Genomic DNA, 18,026 nt, shown 5'->3' on the forward strand with positions numbered 1-18,026 from the left:
ACAACGGAATGCGCGTGGGGGGTAGGGATTTGCCAATTGAACGACATGAATTTCGCCGTTACCGCTTGGATGGTCGAGCCGCGCCGGGCTCCCAGAAGATCACCCGCCGCTGCAGCCAGCGCACCGATTGCGCGCCGCACAGGCCGATCAACGCCAGCAAGACGACCCCAGCGAACATGCTGGACAAGCTCATGCTCACCGAGCTTGAAGCGATCATGTAACCCAAGCCTCGCTGCGCCGACAGGAACTCGCCGACCACCGCGCCGATCAGCGCCAATGAAACGCCTATCTGCAAACCGGCGAAGATTTCGCCCGCCGCCGCGGGTAGCTTTACGTGAACGAGCAAATACAGGCGCGACGCTGAAAATGCACGGCAGGCATCCAGCAACTCGGGGTCGGTCCGGCGTATGCCGTTGACTGTATTGACGAACAATGGAAAGAAGCAGACCAGGGCGACGAGGACGATCTTCGAAGCCAGGCCGAAACCGAACCAGACCAGAATGATCGGGCCGAGGGCCACCTTGGGCGTCGCTTGCAGGCCGATGAGCAGCGGGTAAACGAAGTGTTCGAACGTCCGTGATTCGGCCAGCAATGCACCCAGCGAGATCGCCAACAGGCAACCGATGACATAACCGCTGAGCATCTCGCCCACCGTCGCGCCGATATGCGGCCACAGGCTGCCGTTGGCAAAGCCTGCGGCCAGCGCCTCGTACACCGCCGATGGCGGCGGCAGCACATAGTCCGGTATGGCGAACGCACTGACCGCCACTGCCCAGACCCCGATCAGCACCGCCAGGCTGACAAGCGGATACAACAGTGAGGGAGCTCTACTCATGGGTGAAATGCCTGCGCAGGTGTTGGCAAAGTGCCGTGAATTGACTGTCGGCCAATGTGTCCAGGGTACGCGGCCGAGGCAACGCAACGAGCAGTTCGTCGATGATCCGCCCCGGGCGCGGGGACATCACCAATACCCGGTCGGCGAGGAACACCGCCTCCTGAATACTGTGGGTGATGAACAACACCGACTTGCGCTGCTGGCTCCAGATGCGTTGCAGTTCCAGCGTCAGGGATTCCCGGGACAGCGCATCGAGCGCAGCGAAGGGCTCGTCCATCAACAGCAGATCCGGGTCGTGCAACAGCATGCGGGCAATCCCGACGCGCTGCTGCATGCCACCCGACAGCTCGAATGGGTAGTCGTTGGCGAACGCCGCAAGGCCCACCAGTTCGAGCAACTGCGTCGCCCGCTGCACCGCAGGCTGCCTGGCGAGGCCCAAGGTACGTGCTGGCAGCAACACGTTGTCCAGCACGGTTTTCCACGGCAGCAGATTGGGTTTCTGAAACACCACGCCGGTGTGTCGGCTGGGACCAGCGACGGCCTCCCCGGCCAACTGGATACGCCCGCGAGACGCCGCCAGCAAGCCTGCGGCCAACTTGAGCACAGTGGACTTGCCACAGCCTGATGGTCCCAACAGCGCCACGAACTCACCGGGCGCAATACTCAGGTCGATGTCTGCCAACGCCTCGATCTCGCCGCGGCGGGTGGTGTAGGTCAGGCCAACCCCACGCAATGCCAATGCGGCACTCATGAATCACGTCCCTTGGCATCCAGTGCGGCGGCAAGAAAGTCCAGTCCCCCCGCCCAGCTCAGGCGATTGGCTTTTGCGTTGGCCTGCGCACTGCCGCCGCCGCTGATAACCACGCCGGCGACCGGGTGCAGCTTGGCGATGACCGTGGTCGGCACGTAAGGGAAACCGATCGCGTGCCCCGCTCCTTCGTGACGTAGGTGCTTAACCGGCCATGGGTGCTCAGCAGCTTGCAACTGGTCAGCGATGCGCGTGCTGTACTCGGTCGAGGGCCAGAATCCGTCATCGGTGCCTGAGATCAACAGGACCGGCCCGGCAATACGCTCCACCGGAATGCGCGCTGCAGCGACAAAGTCTGGCGCCTGTTCAACAGCACTGAAGGCTGGGGCCTGGCGAATCGGCGCACCGGGCGCAGGCGGCTGGTCGAAGGCGCGCCAGTCGGCACAAGGGTTGTCGCGCCAGACATTGCGCAGCGGCTGTCCGCGCCAGGTCCAGGCATCCGCATCGCGCGCCTGCTCCGGGCGGCCTGCGCGCAACGTGCCATGGACCACCGCACTAGGGACGTAGCCGATGACCGCCGATACGCGCTCGGGAAACGTCGCCCCCAGCAAAAGCGCCAGTTCGCCGCCACGAGAGAGCCCGGCGACGGCAATAAACTCATGTTTGGGCACCAGCGTACGGCGGACCCACTCCAATGCCGACTCGAAGTATTCCAAAGGGGTGTCCGAGATGTAATCCGGCCGTCCCGACGCCTTGAAATAGGCCAGCGCAAACCCGACGTAGCCGTGCGCCGCATACAGCGCCGCCCGCTGTTCCGGCGTGCCACCGCCCGAGCCGTTAAGCACGATGACCACCGGGTGCGGTCCAGCGCTGGCAGGCACGAATAGCGTGCCGGACAAGCCCTCGTCACGGACCTCGCGGCGGATCACGCCAGGCCCCTGAAAGCGCTGAATGAACGCAGCAGAGGCACACGCACCCGCGGCGTCTTTAATCCGTACCTCAATCGTTAACGGATCGACCCCCTCACTCAGCGTTGGCGCCGTCGGTGCGTCCAACTGCCGTAAGGCCCACACACAGGCCATCGGTTCAGCTTCGCTCCAGTCTCCGGTTATGGGCGTCTGGCTATCAACGTCGAGCACCCCGTGCGCTGCGACGAGAAAGTTCGCCTGGCTGCGCCAGCGACTGCCGTCGGGATGAGCCAGTGTCGTGGTGAGTGTCGCGACCCCGGCGGCCAATCCGGTTGCCGTGATGCGTCGAGGGTGATCGATGAGCGCGTCGGTCACGTCGATGACCAGCTGTATCGTCATTGGGCAGCCTCCGCGCGCTGGCGCAGGGCCGACTTGTCGAAATCGCTGAACGCCGCCACGAACTCATTGGAAAAAATACGCTCTACCGGCACCTGCGCGGTGGGAAATTCCCCCGTCTCGGCCATGGCGGCGATGGCTTGGCGGATTACCTGCAGATCGTATTCGCCCGGCTTGCGCGGGCTACCGTCGGTTCGATACAACGTCCGTTGCAGGCGCCTGCTCAGCAGCGTCTGGGCCTCTTCCAGCGCTTTGCCCTGACCATCGGCGGGCTTGCTTTCAGGATGCTGACGCCAGAAGGCTTGGACACAGAAGCGCGGGTTCACTTCGCACACCAATTGCGCTTCGGTGTAGGCCCGACCGAAACGGCGGATCAAGTCAGGGTTGTCCTTGAACGTGTCCTCATGGGCGATAAAGCCATTGCCGGGGTTTTCCTGGAATACCGGCGGATAGGCGATGCGCCGTATCGCGGTGCCTGACATTTCCAGCATATCGTCCCAACTGTTGTTGAAGTTCAACGCGTCCACCTGCTGGCTGCGCAGGGCCTGAAAGCCGGCACCCAGCGCGCCGACCGCAACGAATTCGACATTCTCCCCAGGCGTGAGCCCCGCAACCTTGAGCGCGGCTCGGCTGTTGGGCAGCGTTCCCCATGTCAGCGCGCCGACCCCGATCTTCTTGCCTTTCAGGTCGGCCAGGGTCTTGATCGGTGAGTCTGCCAGCACGGCGTACTCCAGGGTCTGGCTGGGCACACCGTTGTAGAAATAGCGCACCGGCAGAGGGTTCTTGCCATTGAAGTAACTGGAGATGATCGGCTCTGCTACAGGGAAGCCGAATGTCACACGCTTGCTGGCGACCTGTGGCAGCAAGGCACCGGCGCCTTGAAAGACCACTACATTGACTGCAAGCCCCTGCTCCTTGAACAGCCCCAGCTCTTGGGCTGCCGCGTAGGGCGCGCCATCGTGCACGGCGGGCGGAATCGCCAGCGCGACGGTCACCTCATCCAAGGCGTGGGCAGAGGCAGCGTATGCCAGTGTGAGCGGCAGCAGATAGGTGAAGCGCATCGTGAGTTCCTTGGCCTTAATGAGTGATCGGGATGGACAAATTGGTCTATTGCGCCGCAGTGGCCTGCAGCCGCTGGCCGGCCTCCAACAGCAGGGCCTGCCGGTCGATCTTGTGGGTAGTCGCCAGTGGCAGCGCATCGACGAACCAGACCCGCCGTGGGTGCTGATACGCCGCAGCGTGTTCAAGGGTGAAGGCCTTTATCTGTGCTTCGCTGGCCTCGGCGCCTTTGCGCAACACCACGAACGCCATGGGCTTGAAGCCTTTAATGTCATCGGCGACGGGCACTGCGCAGGCCTGCTGCACGGCGGGATGGCGCTCCAGCAGCTTTTCGATTTCGCCGGGGTAAATGTTCTCGCCACCACTGACGAACATGTCATCGCGACGACCGACAAAGGTGTAGAAACCATTGCTGTCGCGGCGAAACACGTCACCGGTGATGTAAAAGCCGTCGTCGGTAAACGGGGTGCGCAAGTCCGCACGGTTGTGGTAGCCGGACATCAGCCCCAGGCTGTTAAGTTCCAGGACACCTTCCTCGCTGAGGTTGCCGCTTTCATCGCGCAGGCGCAGTCGCACTTGAGGGTGCGCGTAACCCACCGACAGCGGCGGGTTCGCCAAGCCCTGCGGGTGCGGGCCGAAGACCACGGGGCCGCCCTCGGTCGTGCCGTAGGCATTGATGACACGGGCGTTGGGCAGCAGTTGATGAATCTGCGCCAGAAGGCTCGCGCTCACGGGGGCCGAGCCCATGCGGACAACACGAACCGAACTCAGATCGGCGTGCGCCAGCCGTGCGGGTTCACGCAGCATCATGGCGATCATCGGCGGCACCGCGGTCAGCCAGGTGCAGCGGTATCGCTCGATCGCATCGATATAGCCACTGGCGGTGAACTGCGGCAACAGCACCGCGGTGGCGCCGCTGGCCAGGGTCAACAGCGCCAGTGCCAAGGCATTCATGTGGTAAAGCGGCGCTGCGATCAACGCGCGTTCCTGTGCCAGCGGCGTCGCCTGCATGCGCGTGCGCACCACCCATAAATGGGCTGCGTGGCTCAGCACCACGCCCTTGGGTTTACCGGTGGAACCGGAGGTGTAGAGGATCATCGCCGGCTCATCGGCCTGCGGCTGGAACGAAGCGAACGCGCCAGGATCGATGAATCGGTCCAATCCTGCATCGCTGCGCGCCAATGACACTTGCGGCACATCGGCAGGCGCCAGCGAGGCATGCGCCTGGTCGCAAAACAACAGCCGCGCCCCGCTGTCGGCGACCACGTATTGGATCAACGCCTTGGGAAAACGATGGTTGACCGGCACTGCCACCAAACCCGCGCGCATGATGCCGAGCACCACGGCGATGAACTCCACCGAATTGGCGGCCAGCAGGGCGATCCGCTGTCCTTGAGCGTAACCGCGGGCACGCAATCCTCGGGCGACGGCATTGGCCAGCGCATCCAGTTGATCGAAGCGGTAAAGCGATTCCCGCAGCTGGGCATCCAGGCCGATGAACGCCAGGTGGTCGCCCGGACTGTGGGCGCCGATGACGTCGCCCAGATTGCGAATAGCGTGGGTCATGGGATGAACTCAAGCAGCGTTTCGAATGCGGGAATGGCCACCACCACTCGCGCGCTTTGTACCTGATGCGCCAGATTCAAGCGCGCCGCACGCTGCGCCAGGACCGCCAGATCGGCACCGCGCAAGGTGATCGCGGCAAAGCGTTCGGGGCGTTGCGTCACCTGATTGGACAGCTCACCGAAGCGTTGGGCGAGCGCCTGCACGTCGACAATGTCCAGCACGAAGCGCTCATCGAAGGCGCCCAGCCTTACGTATTGCTGGCGGGTCTGATCGGGGTTCTCGCTGAGCACCGTCAGCCCGGCGACGGCGGTGACGCCATTGGCATGGCCCAACCATTCGGGCCGCCAGACCAGCTCGGGGGTTTGGTGATGACAGAAGTAAACGCGGCCGGCGGCGAACTGCTCGGGTGCCAGGCGCACCGTGCCGAAACGTGCGTCACGGGATGCGCCGTCAATCTCCACCGGTCGTGAAAAATACTGCACCGGCTGCACGAGAAAGCCTTGGCGCACCAACTGCGCATAGGTGGCTTTCGGGTCCTGGGTGGCGATCACCAGGCCGTCGATCCCCTGCGGGCTTTCAAGCACTTCCTGGCGCAGCGTGTCGGTGCCAAGGGGCAGGCCGATCAATTCCAGATAGCCCTCGGCAAACATCATCAAGTGGTTGATCGAGCCCAGGGAATGATACCCACGCTGCGTCAGGGTGAAGCCCAACTGACTGAACAGCGCCGCAGCGGCGTCCGTGTCGAAGCGCGTGTTGATGACCAGATGGTCCAGTGCGGCGCTCATGGTCAGGCCTTTGCGACAGGCGTTGCGTACACGCCACGGCCGCTGGCGACCAGATTGCCGTCGGTGTCGAACACCTGGGCTTCGGCGACCGAGAATTGCTTGCCGAACTTGATCACCTTGCCGCTGGCGCGCAGATCACCTTTTGCCGGGCGATGATAGTCCACGCGCAGGTCGATCGTCGGCACGCCCTTGCCGGTCCTAGAGACCAGGGCCCAGTCGGCCGTCAGGTCCACCAGTGCCGCGAGAATACCGCCGTGGGTATAACCGCCTTCGACATTGACCACCCATTCTTCACGCCAGGCGGCGCTGAGTTCGATGGCGCCCTCGCTTACTTCAAGTACGCGCAGGCCGAGCCATTGATGGTACGGGCCCTTAAGCAAACGGGCCTGAATGTCGCTGGAGGTTGGCAGTGTGGTGTCGGTCATGAGTGTGGATCCCTGGTAGCAATGAGGTCCTGCGCGGCAGCGAATTGGGGGCTGCCGTCGCAGGTCGTTGAGGAGTGATCAGCCGATCAAGGGGTGACAACCACCTTGCCCAGCACCTCGCGGTCGCGGATCAGCGCCAGCCCTTCGGCGGCCTGCTCCAGCGGCACCACGCGGTCAATGATCGGGTCGATCTTGCCCTCGGCAATCAGGTCAAGCAGGCCGACCAGGTTGTCCTCATAAAAGCTGTTGGAGCCTTTGATGTTCAGCTCGAAGCTCCAGACGTAACGCAAATCTTCCTTGGGATCGTGACCGGCCGTAGCGCCGCAAACGAGCAAGGTGCCGCCGCGCTTGATGCACTTGAGCGACGGCAGCCAGGTGTCGCCGCCGGTGAAGTTGATCACCACATCGACACCGCCATCGTGGTTGCGCCGCTGAGGCTTGCCGTACTGAGCGATCGCCCATTTGGAAAAGTCGGTGTCGCGGTAATTGATGACGTGATCGGCACCCAGGGCCTTGAGGCGTTGAGCTTTTTCATCACTGCCCGCACAGGCGATCACCTCTGCGCCCAGCAGCTTGGCAAGAATCACGCTGGCAGTGCCCACTCCACCGCTGGCGCCAAGGATCAGCACGCGATCACCGGGCTTGACCGTGTTGTGGGTGATCAGCATCCGATGCGCAGTCCCGTAGGCGACCGGTAGGGCGGCTGCCTGCTCGAAGCTCACCGCCGCTGGCAGGCGAATCAGTTGGCGCGCGTCGACGAGTGCGTATTCGGCCATGCCGCCGTCGACCATCTCGCCCATCAAACCGACGTCAGGCTTGAGCGGATTGATCAGCACGCGATCCCCCACTTGCCAACCTTGGACGCCTGCACCGATGTCGCTGATGGTGCCGGCCAGGTCCAGACCGATCACCACGGGCAGCGGTACCTTGATGCCGGGCATGCCTTTGACGGTGAACACGTCGTGATAATTGAAGGATGAGGCGCCCACGCGAATCAGCACGTGCCCGGTGCTGACTGCCGGGACCGGCTTGTCAGTGACGACATGCAACCGGTCAAGGTCGCCGTGCTCGTCGAGTACCAGGGCTTTCATTGTTTTGCTCACAGTCGTTGTCTCCGTGATTACTTGAGGTTCTTGGATTGGGCGTAGGGTTCTGTGGCGAACAGGTCGGGCTTGAGTTCGCCCTTGATCAGGCCGCCGGCGGCAAACACCTGGTGCTCGCGGCGCAAGGTGTCGATGTCCTGTGGCTCGAACGCCAGGCGGTTCATGGCGTTCCACTGCGCGACATACGCGCGCGCGTCGTTTTCCGGGAGGTTGGCGCTTTTCTTCAGGATCGCGACCACGTCATCGGGGTGAGCGTCGCCCCAGGCCAGGGTGTCGCGCAGTGCAGCAATCACCCGCGCCACGGTCTGCGGATGGGCGTCCACCAGTTGAGCGCTGACCGCCCCTACGCCGATGTAAGGCACCGCGTCGGAATGGGTCAGGATCTTCCATTGCTCCGCAAAACTGCCCAGGCGCTTGAGTTTGAGTTCGTCACCCAGTTGCGCGAGGGTCACCGAGCGCAGCGCCGCGCCGTCCACCTGCTTCTGCGCGAGAAACTGGGCCAGGCGCGCTTCGTTGCCGCCGATCAGAGAGAAGTCATTGGCCTTGATGCCGTGGTTACCCTCCAGCACAGCGCTGGCGATCACCGCCACCGAGGACCCGGCTGGCGACATGCCGATCTTCTTGCCTTTGAGTGCCTCGATCGAGTTGATTGGCGAATCGGCCGGCACCACAAACTGCACATCGGCAGGTTGAGTGGCAGCGAAGATCCTGATTGGCACGCCTTCAGCCGCCGAGCTGAATACCCCGGCCAGCGGTGCGCCAAACGCCAGGTCTATAGAACCCGAGGCCAGAGCACGGATGGGCGCGTTAACGTCCGGAAAGTGGACGAACTCGGCCTCGATCCCGCGCTTGGCGAGAAAATCCCCGGCTTCCAGTACCGAGCCATAGCCCAGGCTGACGCCGCTGGTCCAATAGCCGATTCGAACCTTGTCCGCCGCGTGGGCGGCGAAGGACAACACAGCGGTCGCAGCCAAGGCAGCGACAACGATCAATTTACGCATGGGGACAGAACCTTATGGGTTAACGACTGTAGGTTTTCCAGCGGAACAGCCAGCGTTCGAGGGGTTTGAGCACACCGGCTTCGAGCAACAACATCAGCGCCACCAGCAGCACCGTCCAGGCGAACACCTGATCGCTCTGCACCAGATCGGCGGCCTGGCGCAAGCGATAGCCGATACCGTCCGACGCGCCCAGGGTTTCGGCCACCAGCGACACTCGCCAGCCGAAGCCAAACGCCAGGCGGGCGCCAGAGAAGAAATACGGCAGGATGCTCGGCAGCGAGATTTTCAGCAGGATCTGCAGGCGCGACATTCGGAACGAACGCGCCAGTTCGACGTACTGCCGCTCCACGGTCTGCGCGCCTTGCCAGACGTTGGTCAGGATCAGCGGCATGGCGGTCATGAACACCACGAACACGGTGGTGGCATCGGAAATGCCGAACCAGATGATGGCGAAAATCGCCCATATCGCCGATGAAACGGTGTTGAACACGGCCAGCAGCGGCTCGAAGAATCGCGCCAGTACCCGGCTGGTACCCAACGCCAGTCCCAACGGCGTGCCGACCGCGACTGCCAGCACAAACCCGCCAAACACCCGCTCCATGGTGGCGCCCACGTCGTGCATAAACGTGTCACTGCGCAGCAGGCCGTTGAGCGCGGTCAGGACTTTTTGCGGGCCGGGCAACACAAAGGAAGGCACCCTACCCGCTGCGTACCACCACAGCAGCGCGAACACAGCGACCAGTGCCAAGCGCTGCAACGCAAGGCTGGAGTAGCGTTTGGCGTTCTGCATCTCACACCTCCAGACGCAGTTGGCGAACGTGTTCGGTGACCGCCGGATCGGTCGGAATGCGGGGCCGCGGCAGACTCAAGGGTTTGATCGCACGGATGCGTCCGGGACGCGGCTCCAGCACGATCACCCGGTCAGCCAGCACCACGGCCTCTTCGACGTCATGGGTCACGAACACCACCGTCATCGCCCTCAGCGCCTGCAAGCGCAGCAGCTGGTCATGCATCTGGCTGCGGGTGTGCGGATCGAGCTTGGAAAACGGCTCGTCCATCAGCAGGATGTGCGGCTGCACCACCAGGCTGCGAGCCAACGCCACGCGACTGCGCATGCCACCGGAAAGCTGGTGTGGCCAGGCATCGGCAAAATCGGCCAGGCCTACCAGCTGCAGCATCTGCTCCACGCGCTGGGCACGCTCAGGTTTGCCCAGCGAAGACGCCTCGAGTCCAAACGCTACGTTGGCCTGCACGCTGCGCCATGGCAGCAATCGGTCTTCCTGAAACATGTAGGCAATGCGCTGCCAATCATGAAATCGCTCGGCGGGCTGGCCATTGATGGCGAAGCTGCCGCGATCCGCCTTCAGAAGTCCGGAAACGATATTGAGCAGCGTACTTTTGCCGCAGCCCGAAGTGCCCAGCAGCGCGACAATCTCGCCGTGCGCCACCTCCAGGGAGATATCGCGCAGCACTTCAAGCGCGTCAAAATGCTTGCCCAGGCTGGTAAGGCTGATAGCAGCCTGATCAGGCGTGAGCTGCAGCGCCGCATTCATCGCGAGAACCTCGCCGCCAGCATGGGCAACGAGGCCCCTGCTTCACTGAGACTGGCGTAGACCTTTTCCAGGGTCATGGCCTGAAACGTTTCGATATGGCGACGGGCAATCAACTCGACACGCTTGGCGTCACCCTCCTCGAACGCGGCGATCATGGCGTTGTGGTCGTGCTTGATCTCCGGTTTCGTACCCTGGACGTTGAACCCCAGGGCCACGAGGCGGCTCATTTCATCCATTAAACTGGACAAGGTGCGCAACAGCCGCTCGTTGCCGGTGGCTTGCGCAATCTCAAGATGGAACGCCTTGTTGGCGTCCATGAACACGTCGATCTGATCTGGCAGCGGCACCAGGTGCTTGACCCTGCATGCCGCTTCAAGCGTTTTCAAACGCTCGATATCGACACGCCCCACCGCCAGCCGCGCAGCCAAAGGCTCCAGTTGCACACGCAGGGTGAACACCTCTTCCACGTCTTTAACGGTAATTGCGGCAACCTGGTATCCCTTGCGCGGGCGCGACGTCACCAGGTATTCGTGGCAGAGCCGGGTCAGAGCGATTCGGCAACTGCTCTTGCCGATTTCATAGCGCGCCATCAGTCCGGGTTCGGTGATGTTCACGCCCGGCATCAGACGGCACGAGAGGATGTCCCGACGAATGCGCGCATACGCCGAGTCGCCTTGGCTGGCAGTGTCAAAAACGGCGCCCGATACGGCAGGGGACAACGACATGACTGGCCTCACTGGAAAGTCGTGGGCAGCTCACAGAGGCTTTCTGTGACGCTTACCGAAGGCCGCTAAGCTAGAGCAAACGAAGACGTTTTCGAACGATTTGTTTCCGATATGCATATGCAAACAGCGCATAACGTGGGCCGCTCAGAATTCATTTAGCGATAACAGGCCAAGTGCCTGAATCGCTCGACAGAGCCTGCGGCAAAGATGCGATGCACGATGCGCGAGGTGATGAACCAGATTGCGAGCGTGCTTGAACATGTCGTACGCCGGGAAGGCCGTGGCAGCTGTTTGCTGCCCGATAGCACGCTGCATTCCTGCGTGCTCTACCGCAGGGTCAACTGCCTGCCGTTCTGAGGATCCGTCTGCAAACCGATGCGTAACGAGTCCGATTGAAGCTCGGATTGCTACAGAATGCGATCCGCAGCGTTCAGTGCAGGTGGCGGCAGTTAGATCCGCGCGGCACCATCAACCTGACTGTTCACGCCCATGCCGCGAAGCAGCAGGTCGGTCAGGAAATCACTGTAACGCGCAGCCAACGCGTCCTCGTCATGTTCCTGATCGAACAGCGCCTTGAACAGCGGTTGCGCAGTGGCGAAGAACGTACAGGCGCCGAGCAAGGCAACATGCAGAAAGCGTGCATCCATGCCGATTGCCTGTGCTTGCGCCGGCCGCGCCTGCAGCATGACTTCACTCAGTGCGGCGCCACGACGGGCCGTCAGGTTAAGGATGTCCCACGTGGGCTCATCACGTTCGCCGCGCTCGCCCGCCGCATAGATTTCGCGCATGACCAGCGTCAGAAAGTGCGGGTTCTGGCGACCGGTGTCGATGATAAGTCGCACCCGACTGCCCAGCATCGCCGCCAGCGACGGCTCGTCGACGTGTTGCTCGGAAGCCTGTTGAACCCGGTCCATTAAACTCAGTGTCGCAGCGCGAAGCAGACCGTCCTTGTTACCGAAGTAGTAACGCACCAATGCCGGGTCGACACCCACCGAGGTGGCAATCTGCAATAAGGTTACGGTTTCCGGTGGCGTGTACTGCAACAGCGTGAGGGTCGCGGCAATCAACCCCTCCCTCCCGACTCCTTGGGTTTCCCGCGGCCGCCCGGCTTCGCGTTTCTTACTGGTCTGCACCATGACTCGCCCGCCTTGATCATGCTCTTTGAGTGGCGAAAAGTATCACAGGTGTACCGTCCTGATACCCATGGAGTCACGGCGCGTCCCGGGAAACCTGTTTCACCTGTAAAAAACGACAACCCTCTGATTTGAAAGATAAATATTTATTTCCTTTAAAAAGGAATTAATGGCATCCACCCTGCATGAACGTCGCCTCATTCACGAAATAGCGAGCCGATTCATGAAAAAACTTTCCATAGGCATCCTGGGGGCGGGCATTGGTGGCCTTTGCGCCGCAATTGCTCTACAACGCGCAGGTCATCAGGTCACCGTATTCGAACAGGCCAAGGCCTTTATGCGCGTGGGTGCCGATATCAACCTGACCCCTAATGCGGTTAGAGCACTCGATGGCCTCGGAGTGGGTGAAGGTATCCGTCGCTTCGCCGCGCGCCCAACCCACCGCATCAGCCGAATGTGGGATACCGGCGAGGAAACCTCCCGCCTTGAGATGGCCGATGCTGCCGAGCGCCAATATGGCGCGCCGCAGTTGACCATTCACCGCGCCGACCTGCTAAGCGCACTGGCCGAAGCGTTTGCGCTGGAGCACGTGCAGTTCGGCAAACGCGCCGAGATGGCACGCCGGCAAGGTGAAGCCACGGTTCTGGACTTCGCCGACGGCACCCAGGCGAGTATGGATGTACTGATCGGAGCGGATGGCATTCACTCCGTGGTACGCAATGCGCTGTTTGGCCAGGAACAACCGCGCTTCACCGGCGTGGTGGCGTTCCGCGCTGTGGTACCGGTCACCCGCGTTGCACACGTGCCGAACATCCAGGCATTCACTAAATGGTGGGGCCCCACGCCACAGAGCCAGATCGTGACCTTCCCGCTGAACCGCGGTAAGGACATTTTCATCTTCGCCACCACTGCGCAAGACAGCTGGCTTGAAGAAAGCTGGACGACGCCAGGCAGTGTTACCGAGCTGCGCGAAAGCTACGCCGGCTTCCATCCCGACGCCCGCGCCCTGCTCGATGCCTGCGATGAGGTCCTGAAAACTGCGCTGTATGAGCGTGATCCACTGCCCTACTGGACCGAAAATCACATGGTGCTGCTGGGCGATGCCTGCCATCCCATGATGCCGTTCATGGCACAAGGCGCTGGTCAGGCCATTGAGGATGCCGTGGTATTGGCCCGGGCTATGAGCACAGTTAAGGCGTTGACGGGCGTGGGACCGGCGCTGGCCAGCTATCAACAGGTGCGTGTGGAACGCGCCAGCCAGATCCAGTTGGGCTCACGGGGTAACCAATGGCTCAAGGCCGGTGGCAACGCCGATTGGGTCTATGGCTATGACGCCTGGACCGTACCTTTGCAATCGGCGTGATGGAACACAATCACTGACTATTCATTACAGCGCTCTAATAAAAAAAGTTCCTCAAGGCAAGTGCTTTCGCGAGTTAATCGTACTCGCGAAAACACCCCTTTCTGTTATCGACTTATCAGCCGAAAGTTGTTTTATATATAAAACGGCGTTTCAAAAAAGCACTTTATTCTCGCGAATACAGTAACAACGCACGATAAATGTGCAGAGACGTATCACCAAAAAATCTATGTTTTATATATGAAACGCTCTGAAATTCATTATCCTTATCAAGGTGATGATTTAAAAGGCTTTTTAAACTCATTCAAGCCTGTTTTATCTCTGGCATTGTTCATGCAATAAACACTGTATCACCAGTAAAACAGACCAGAGACCCTTCCTAATGGCTGTGAAAGAGTTACTTGCAATCGCCCCCGAACGGAAAGAAGTCGCACGCCGACTCCACCAACCGACCGAGATCGAGTTTCGTAATGTCGGTAAGTGCTTCCCTATTAAAGGCAAGGCTCAAGCGCCGTTTGCCATTCGTAATGTGGACTTCACTATCCGCCGTGGTGAAGTGGTCTCCATCATCGGCCCGTCAGGCTGCGGCAAGAGCACCATTCTCAACATGGGCTCAGGACTTTATCGCCCCAGCGAGGGTGAAGTGCTGGTCGGCGGTGAGGCCGTCAATGGTCCGGTCAAGCGCGTCGCGTTCATGCTGCAGAAAGACCTGCTGATGCCTTGGCGCAGCATTCGCCAGAACGTCGAACTGGGCCTGGAAATTCAGGGCATGGCTGCAGCGCCGCGCAAGGTTATCGCGCAAGACCTGCTCGACCGTTGCCACCTTCAGGGCTTCGCTGATCACTACCCCTTCCAGTTGTCCGGTGGTATGCGCCAGCGCGCAGCGCTGGCCCGAACCCTGGCCATGGACCCGCAGGTCTTGTTCCTGGATGAACCGTTCTCCGCCCTCGACGCCCAGACCAAGATGGTCTTGCAGCAAGACATGGCACGCATGCTGTTTGAAGAAAAGAAGACCGCCTTGTTCATCACCCATGACCTGGTCGAAGCCATCGCCATGTCCGACCGCCTGCTGGTGATGAGCGCCCGCCCGGGCACCATCGTTGAAGAAATCGTCGTCGATCTGCCTTACCGCGAAAATCCTCTGGAGCGCCGCAAGCTGCCTGAAATAGGCCCATTGGCCGGTCGGCTGATGGAGTTGCTCAAAGTGGGCGAAGACACCGAGCTGCATTGAACCTGCCCTCTACAGCCCCCCAACGTAATCAGGAGTCACCATGTTCAAAACTGCTGTCATGACGCTTTCGGTTGCCATGGGCCTGAGCCTGGCATACACCGCCCGGGCTGCCACTGACGTGACCTATCTGCTGCCTGCCCCACCCAACTCGCCAGCCTTTGCCCCGTGGATCATCGCCAAGCAACAGGGCTACTACAGCAGCCAGGACTTGAACGTCACTTTCATCGCAGCCAAGGGCGGTGTCGACGTGGCCAAGCAGATAGGTGCAGGCAACGCGATGATCGGCGGCGCCATCGGTGACACGCCAATCGTGGTTCGTCCCAACGGCATTCCCGTACGCAACGTTGCCGTGCTCGGCGCCGGCGGCATCACCATGATCGCCACCAACGCGCAAGAGAACATCAATTCCATCAAGGACCTCAAGGGCAAGACCCTGACCGTGATGTCCTATTCGGACACCACTTATTACGCCCTGCTTGCCTCGCTGCACAAAGCGGGCATGACCAAGGCCGACGTCAATGTCCAGGCCGCCGGCCCGGCAGGCGTATGGCAATTGTTTTCTGCCGCAAAGGCCTCGGCGATGGCAGGTGTGCCTGACTGGGTTACCGACTCCCAGGAAGCCGGCGTGAACGTCAGGCTGATCCCGCAGGACCAAATCTTCGAAAGCATGGCGCAATCGATCATGGCTTCCGACGACGCGATCGCCAACCACCCCGACATCATCGGCGGCATCGTCCAGGCCACCGTGCGAGGCATGCGCGACATCATCAATGATCCTCACGCCGCCGCGCTCACCTTTGCCAAAGCGGTGCCCGCTTACGCCGGTAAAGAGGAGCAATTGGAGAAGACCTTCAAGCTCTATGTCGAGCATGTCTACGCCAATCAGGCCGTGCCTGGCCGCATCGATCCGCAGCGACTGGACAAGGTGCGTCGCTTCTACGTCAGCGAAGGCATCGTAAACAAGGAATCCAGGCTCGAAGACCTCTACACCAATCAGTTCATCGACACCCAGGCCACCGCCACCGAATAACCACGCGGTGTGAAGGCGATGCGAAAAACGGTGTGAAATAAAAAGGTACGACCGTGATGAAAAGTCTCAACAGCTCGATGTTCGGCAGCGTTGTCCTGCTGATCGTGTTTCTTGCACTTTGGCAGTGGGGCCCCGGCCTGCTGAACATGCCTGAGTTCGTCATGCCCAGGCTCAGCCGCGTGGCCGAGGAAGGCATTCTAATGTGGCGTACCAGCGGCCTGCTGGGACACACACTCATTACCGCTGTGGAGATTGTCGTCGGCTTTGCCCTCGGCGCTCTGCTGGGCATTCTCATCGGCACCTCCCTGGGCTTGTCGCCCAAGGCTGAATCGATGCTCTCTCCCTACATTCTGGCGCTGCAGATTGCGCCGAAGGTAGCCTTCGCTCCGCTGTTCGTGATGTGGCTCGGTTACACCGTGTACCCCAAGATCCTGATTGCCGTGCTGATCGTGTTCTTCCCGGTGATGATCAACGTGCTCTCGGCAATTCGTACCGTCGACCCGGACATGATCAACCTGGTGCGCACCATGAACGCAGGTCGCTGGCAGATCTTCCGTCTGGTGGAATTCCCCTCTGCCATGGCAGCGCTGTTCTCCGGGCTGCGCATCGCTTCCACGCTGGCCGTGATCGGCGTCACCGTCGGCGAGCTGGTCGGCGGCAATCAGGGCCTGGGCTTTCTGCTGGTAGACGCTGAAGGCCAAGGCAACACGAGCGGCGTATTCGTCGCCATCGTCATGCTCACCGTCATCGGCGTGCTGGCCTACGGCACGGTGGTCTGGGCAGAAAAACGCGTCCTGCATTACATGCCGAAAGCCATGCTGAGTACCCACTGATGAACACCACGACTGAACTGCTGCGAGGCCGTCGCGTGCTGGTCACCGGTGGCGCCCGCGGCCTGGGCTACGCCTTCGCACAGGCAATCGCCGAGGCCGGTGGACGTGTGGTTATCGCCGACATTCTTGCCGACCGTGTACAGCAGGCCGCTGCCGATCTGCAAGCGCTGGGCCTGGATGTCTGCGGACTGACCGTGGACCTCGCTGACCCTGCGTCGATAACTGCCTGTGCCGCCCAGGCCACCGAACAGCTCGGCGGGCTGGATGGGTTGGTGAATAACGCTTCGGTGACCAACTCCGGCGGCAAGACCTGCGAGCAATTGAGTATCGAGACCTGGGATCAGGTCATGCAGGTCAACGTACGCGGCACCTGGTTGATGACCACCGCCTGCCTGCCGGCGCTGCGTTTGAGCGGCCGCGGTGCGGTCGTCAACCTGGCATCGGACACACCCTTGTGGGGCGCGCCGAACCTGATGGCCTATGTGGCCAGCAAGGGCGCGATCATCGCCATGACCCGCAGCCTGGCGCGGGAACTGGGAACCGACAACATCACCGTCAACGCCATCGCGCCAGGACTGGTGCTGGTCGAGGCCACCGCCTACGTACCCGAAGCCCGCCATCGCCAGTACACCGAACAACGTGCCATTCAACGCCCACAGCTGCCTGAAGACGTCAGCGGCGCCGTGCTCTTCGCCCTGTCGAACCTGGCCCGTTTCATTACTGGACAAACCCTGCCGGTCAACGGCGGGTTTGTCATGCCCTGATTGATCAATGCCCCTGAAAATGGAGATTGCCATGACCGACCTTTCCACAACCGACGCGCCGAAAACCTGGGAGCGCCCGGAAGGCGCCAGCCTCGAAGACTGGATGCAGACCCGCATTGCCCGCTACCAGACGCGCAAGTACGACTGGAACGCCCTGAAGTTCCAGGCCGACTACGACCCCAGGTTTCGTCGTGCACAGATGCGCTACATCGGCACCGGTGGGACTGGCGTAAGCACTGACATGAACACCATTCCGTCGGAGAACTTCACCTTCAGCACCATGGTGATTCCGGCCGGTCACGAGGGCCCACCGCACCTGCATACCGACGTCGAAGAAGTGTTCTTCGTATTGCGCGGCACGCTCAAGGTCGTCATCGAGAAGGACGGCGAGCGCTACGAAACCCTCCTCACTGACCGTGACGTGATTTCGGTGCCACCCGGTGTGTACCGCGAAGAGATCAACGTCGGTGACGAAGACGCCTTGATGTGCGTGATGCTCGGGGCGAAAAAACCAGTCACCCCGACCTACCCGCCAGAGCATCCCCTGGCTTCGATCAAGCGCGGATAAGTT

Annotated in this window: 19 protein-coding genes; 6 read left to right on the top strand and 13 right to left on the bottom strand. The window is 61.3% G+C overall.

What is annotated here, in order from left to right; genetic code table 11:
- Positions 1-58 precede the first annotated feature (58 nt).
- The 13 genes from B3I26_RS00670 to B3I26_RS00730 all read right to left on the bottom strand — a co-directional run bounded on the left by B3I26_RS00670 (position 59) and on the right by B3I26_RS00730 (position 12,240).
- On the bottom strand, positions 59-835 hold the full coding sequence (locus tag B3I26_RS00670; protein WP_296254246.1) for an ABC transporter permease: 777 nt from the start codon (positions 833-835) through the stop codon (positions 59-61).
- Entirely contained in the window at positions 828-1,586 is a 759-nt protein-coding gene (locus tag B3I26_RS00675) for an ABC transporter ATP-binding protein (RefSeq protein ID WP_296254247.1), read from the bottom strand. The genes B3I26_RS00670 and B3I26_RS00675 overlap by 8 nt, the downstream gene beginning before the upstream one ends.
- Complete coding sequence (locus tag B3I26_RS00680; protein ID WP_296254248.1) at positions 1,583-2,890, bottom strand: acyl-CoA thioester hydrolase/BAAT C-terminal domain-containing protein; 1,308 nt, start codon at positions 2,888-2,890, stop codon at positions 1,583-1,585. Before B3I26_RS00680 ends, B3I26_RS00675 begins: the two co-directional genes overlap by 4 nt.
- Complete coding sequence (locus B3I26_RS00685) at positions 2,887-3,948, bottom strand: ABC transporter substrate-binding protein (protein ID WP_296254249.1); 1,062 nt, start codon at positions 3,946-3,948, stop codon at positions 2,887-2,889. Before B3I26_RS00685 ends, B3I26_RS00680 begins: the two co-directional genes overlap by 4 nt.
- Positions 3,949-3,994: 46 nt before the next feature.
- Positions 3,995-5,512, bottom strand: coding sequence for a class I adenylate-forming enzyme family protein (locus B3I26_RS00690; protein ID WP_296254250.1), 1,518 nt, complete (start codon positions 5,510-5,512; stop codon positions 3,995-3,997).
- On the bottom strand, positions 5,509-6,297 hold the full coding sequence (locus B3I26_RS00695; RefSeq protein ID WP_296254251.1) for a VOC family protein: 789 nt from the start codon (positions 6,295-6,297) through the stop codon (positions 5,509-5,511). Before B3I26_RS00695 ends, B3I26_RS00690 begins: the two co-directional genes overlap by 4 nt.
- A 2-nt stretch (positions 6,298-6,299) precedes the next feature.
- Positions 6,300-6,722: a PaaI family thioesterase gene (locus B3I26_RS00700; RefSeq protein ID WP_296254252.1), complete on the bottom strand. Its 423-nt coding sequence runs from the start codon at positions 6,720-6,722 to the stop codon at positions 6,300-6,302.
- 86 nt (positions 6,723-6,808) lie between these two features.
- Complete coding sequence (locus B3I26_RS29075) at positions 6,809-7,825, bottom strand: zinc-binding dehydrogenase (protein ID WP_296254253.1); 1,017 nt, start codon at positions 7,823-7,825, stop codon at positions 6,809-6,811.
- Positions 7,826-7,842: 17 nt separating this feature from the next.
- On the bottom strand, positions 7,843-8,826 hold the full coding sequence (locus tag B3I26_RS00710; RefSeq protein WP_296254254.1) for an ABC transporter substrate-binding protein: 984 nt from the start codon (positions 8,824-8,826) through the stop codon (positions 7,843-7,845).
- A gap of 19 nt (positions 8,827-8,845) precedes the next feature.
- Positions 8,846-9,616 (bottom strand): ABC transporter permease, encoded by a 771-nt coding sequence (locus tag B3I26_RS00715; RefSeq protein ID WP_296254255.1) that lies wholly within the window; start codon positions 9,614-9,616, stop codon positions 8,846-8,848.
- Between the two features lies 1 nt (position 9,617).
- The gene (locus B3I26_RS00720; RefSeq protein ID WP_296254256.1) at positions 9,618-10,379 is read right to left on the bottom strand and encodes an ABC transporter ATP-binding protein; all 762 of its coding nucleotides are present in this window, start codon (positions 10,377-10,379) and stop codon (positions 9,618-9,620) included.
- Entirely contained in the window at positions 10,376-11,104 is a 729-nt protein-coding gene (locus B3I26_RS00725; RefSeq protein ID WP_296254257.1) for a GntR family transcriptional regulator, read from the bottom strand. Before B3I26_RS00725 ends, B3I26_RS00720 begins: the two co-directional genes overlap by 4 nt.
- A 449-nt stretch (positions 11,105-11,553) precedes the next feature.
- On the bottom strand, positions 11,554-12,240 hold the full coding sequence (locus B3I26_RS00730; protein WP_296254258.1) for a TetR/AcrR family transcriptional regulator: 687 nt from the start codon (positions 12,238-12,240) through the stop codon (positions 11,554-11,556).
- Between the two features lie 220 nt (positions 12,241-12,460).
- Here B3I26_RS00730 and B3I26_RS00735 point away from each other — a divergent pair, with 220 nt between their 5' ends.
- The 6 genes from B3I26_RS00735 to B3I26_RS00760 all read left to right on the top strand — a co-directional run bounded on the left by B3I26_RS00735 (position 12,461) and on the right by B3I26_RS00760 (position 18,023).
- Positions 12,461-13,600: an FAD-dependent monooxygenase gene (locus B3I26_RS00735; protein WP_296254259.1), complete on the top strand. Its 1,140-nt coding sequence runs from the start codon at positions 12,461-12,463 to the stop codon at positions 13,598-13,600.
- Positions 13,601-13,979: 379 nt separating this feature from the next.
- Complete coding sequence (locus tag B3I26_RS00740; protein WP_296254260.1) at positions 13,980-14,828, top strand: ABC transporter ATP-binding protein; 849 nt, start codon at positions 13,980-13,982, stop codon at positions 14,826-14,828.
- A gap of 40 nt (positions 14,829-14,868) precedes the next feature.
- Positions 14,869-15,858, top strand: coding sequence for an ABC transporter substrate-binding protein (locus B3I26_RS00745; RefSeq protein WP_409522008.1), 990 nt, complete (start codon positions 14,869-14,871; stop codon positions 15,856-15,858).
- A 56-nt stretch (positions 15,859-15,914) separates the two neighbouring features.
- A complete protein-coding gene (locus B3I26_RS00750; RefSeq protein WP_296254261.1) occupies positions 15,915-16,691 on the top strand; it encodes an ABC transporter permease in 777 nt (258 codons plus the stop codon).
- Positions 16,691-17,455 carry an SDR family oxidoreductase gene (locus B3I26_RS00755; RefSeq protein WP_296254262.1) on the top strand — a complete coding sequence of 255 codons (765 nt, stop codon included), beginning with the start codon at positions 16,691-16,693 and terminating at the stop codon, positions 17,453-17,455. The genes B3I26_RS00750 and B3I26_RS00755 overlap by 1 nt, the downstream gene beginning before the upstream one ends.
- Positions 17,456-17,486: 31 nt before the next feature.
- Positions 17,487-18,023, top strand: a complete 537-nt coding sequence (locus B3I26_RS00760) for a cupin domain-containing protein (RefSeq protein WP_296254263.1) — start codon at positions 17,487-17,489, stop codon at positions 18,021-18,023.
- The last annotated feature ends 3 nt before the right edge of the window (positions 18,024-18,026 follow it).

It is taken from the genome of Pseudomonas sp. UBA5706, assembly GCF_002419965.1.
GTDB lineage: Bacteria > Pseudomonadota > Gammaproteobacteria > Pseudomonadales > Pseudomonadaceae > Aquipseudomonas.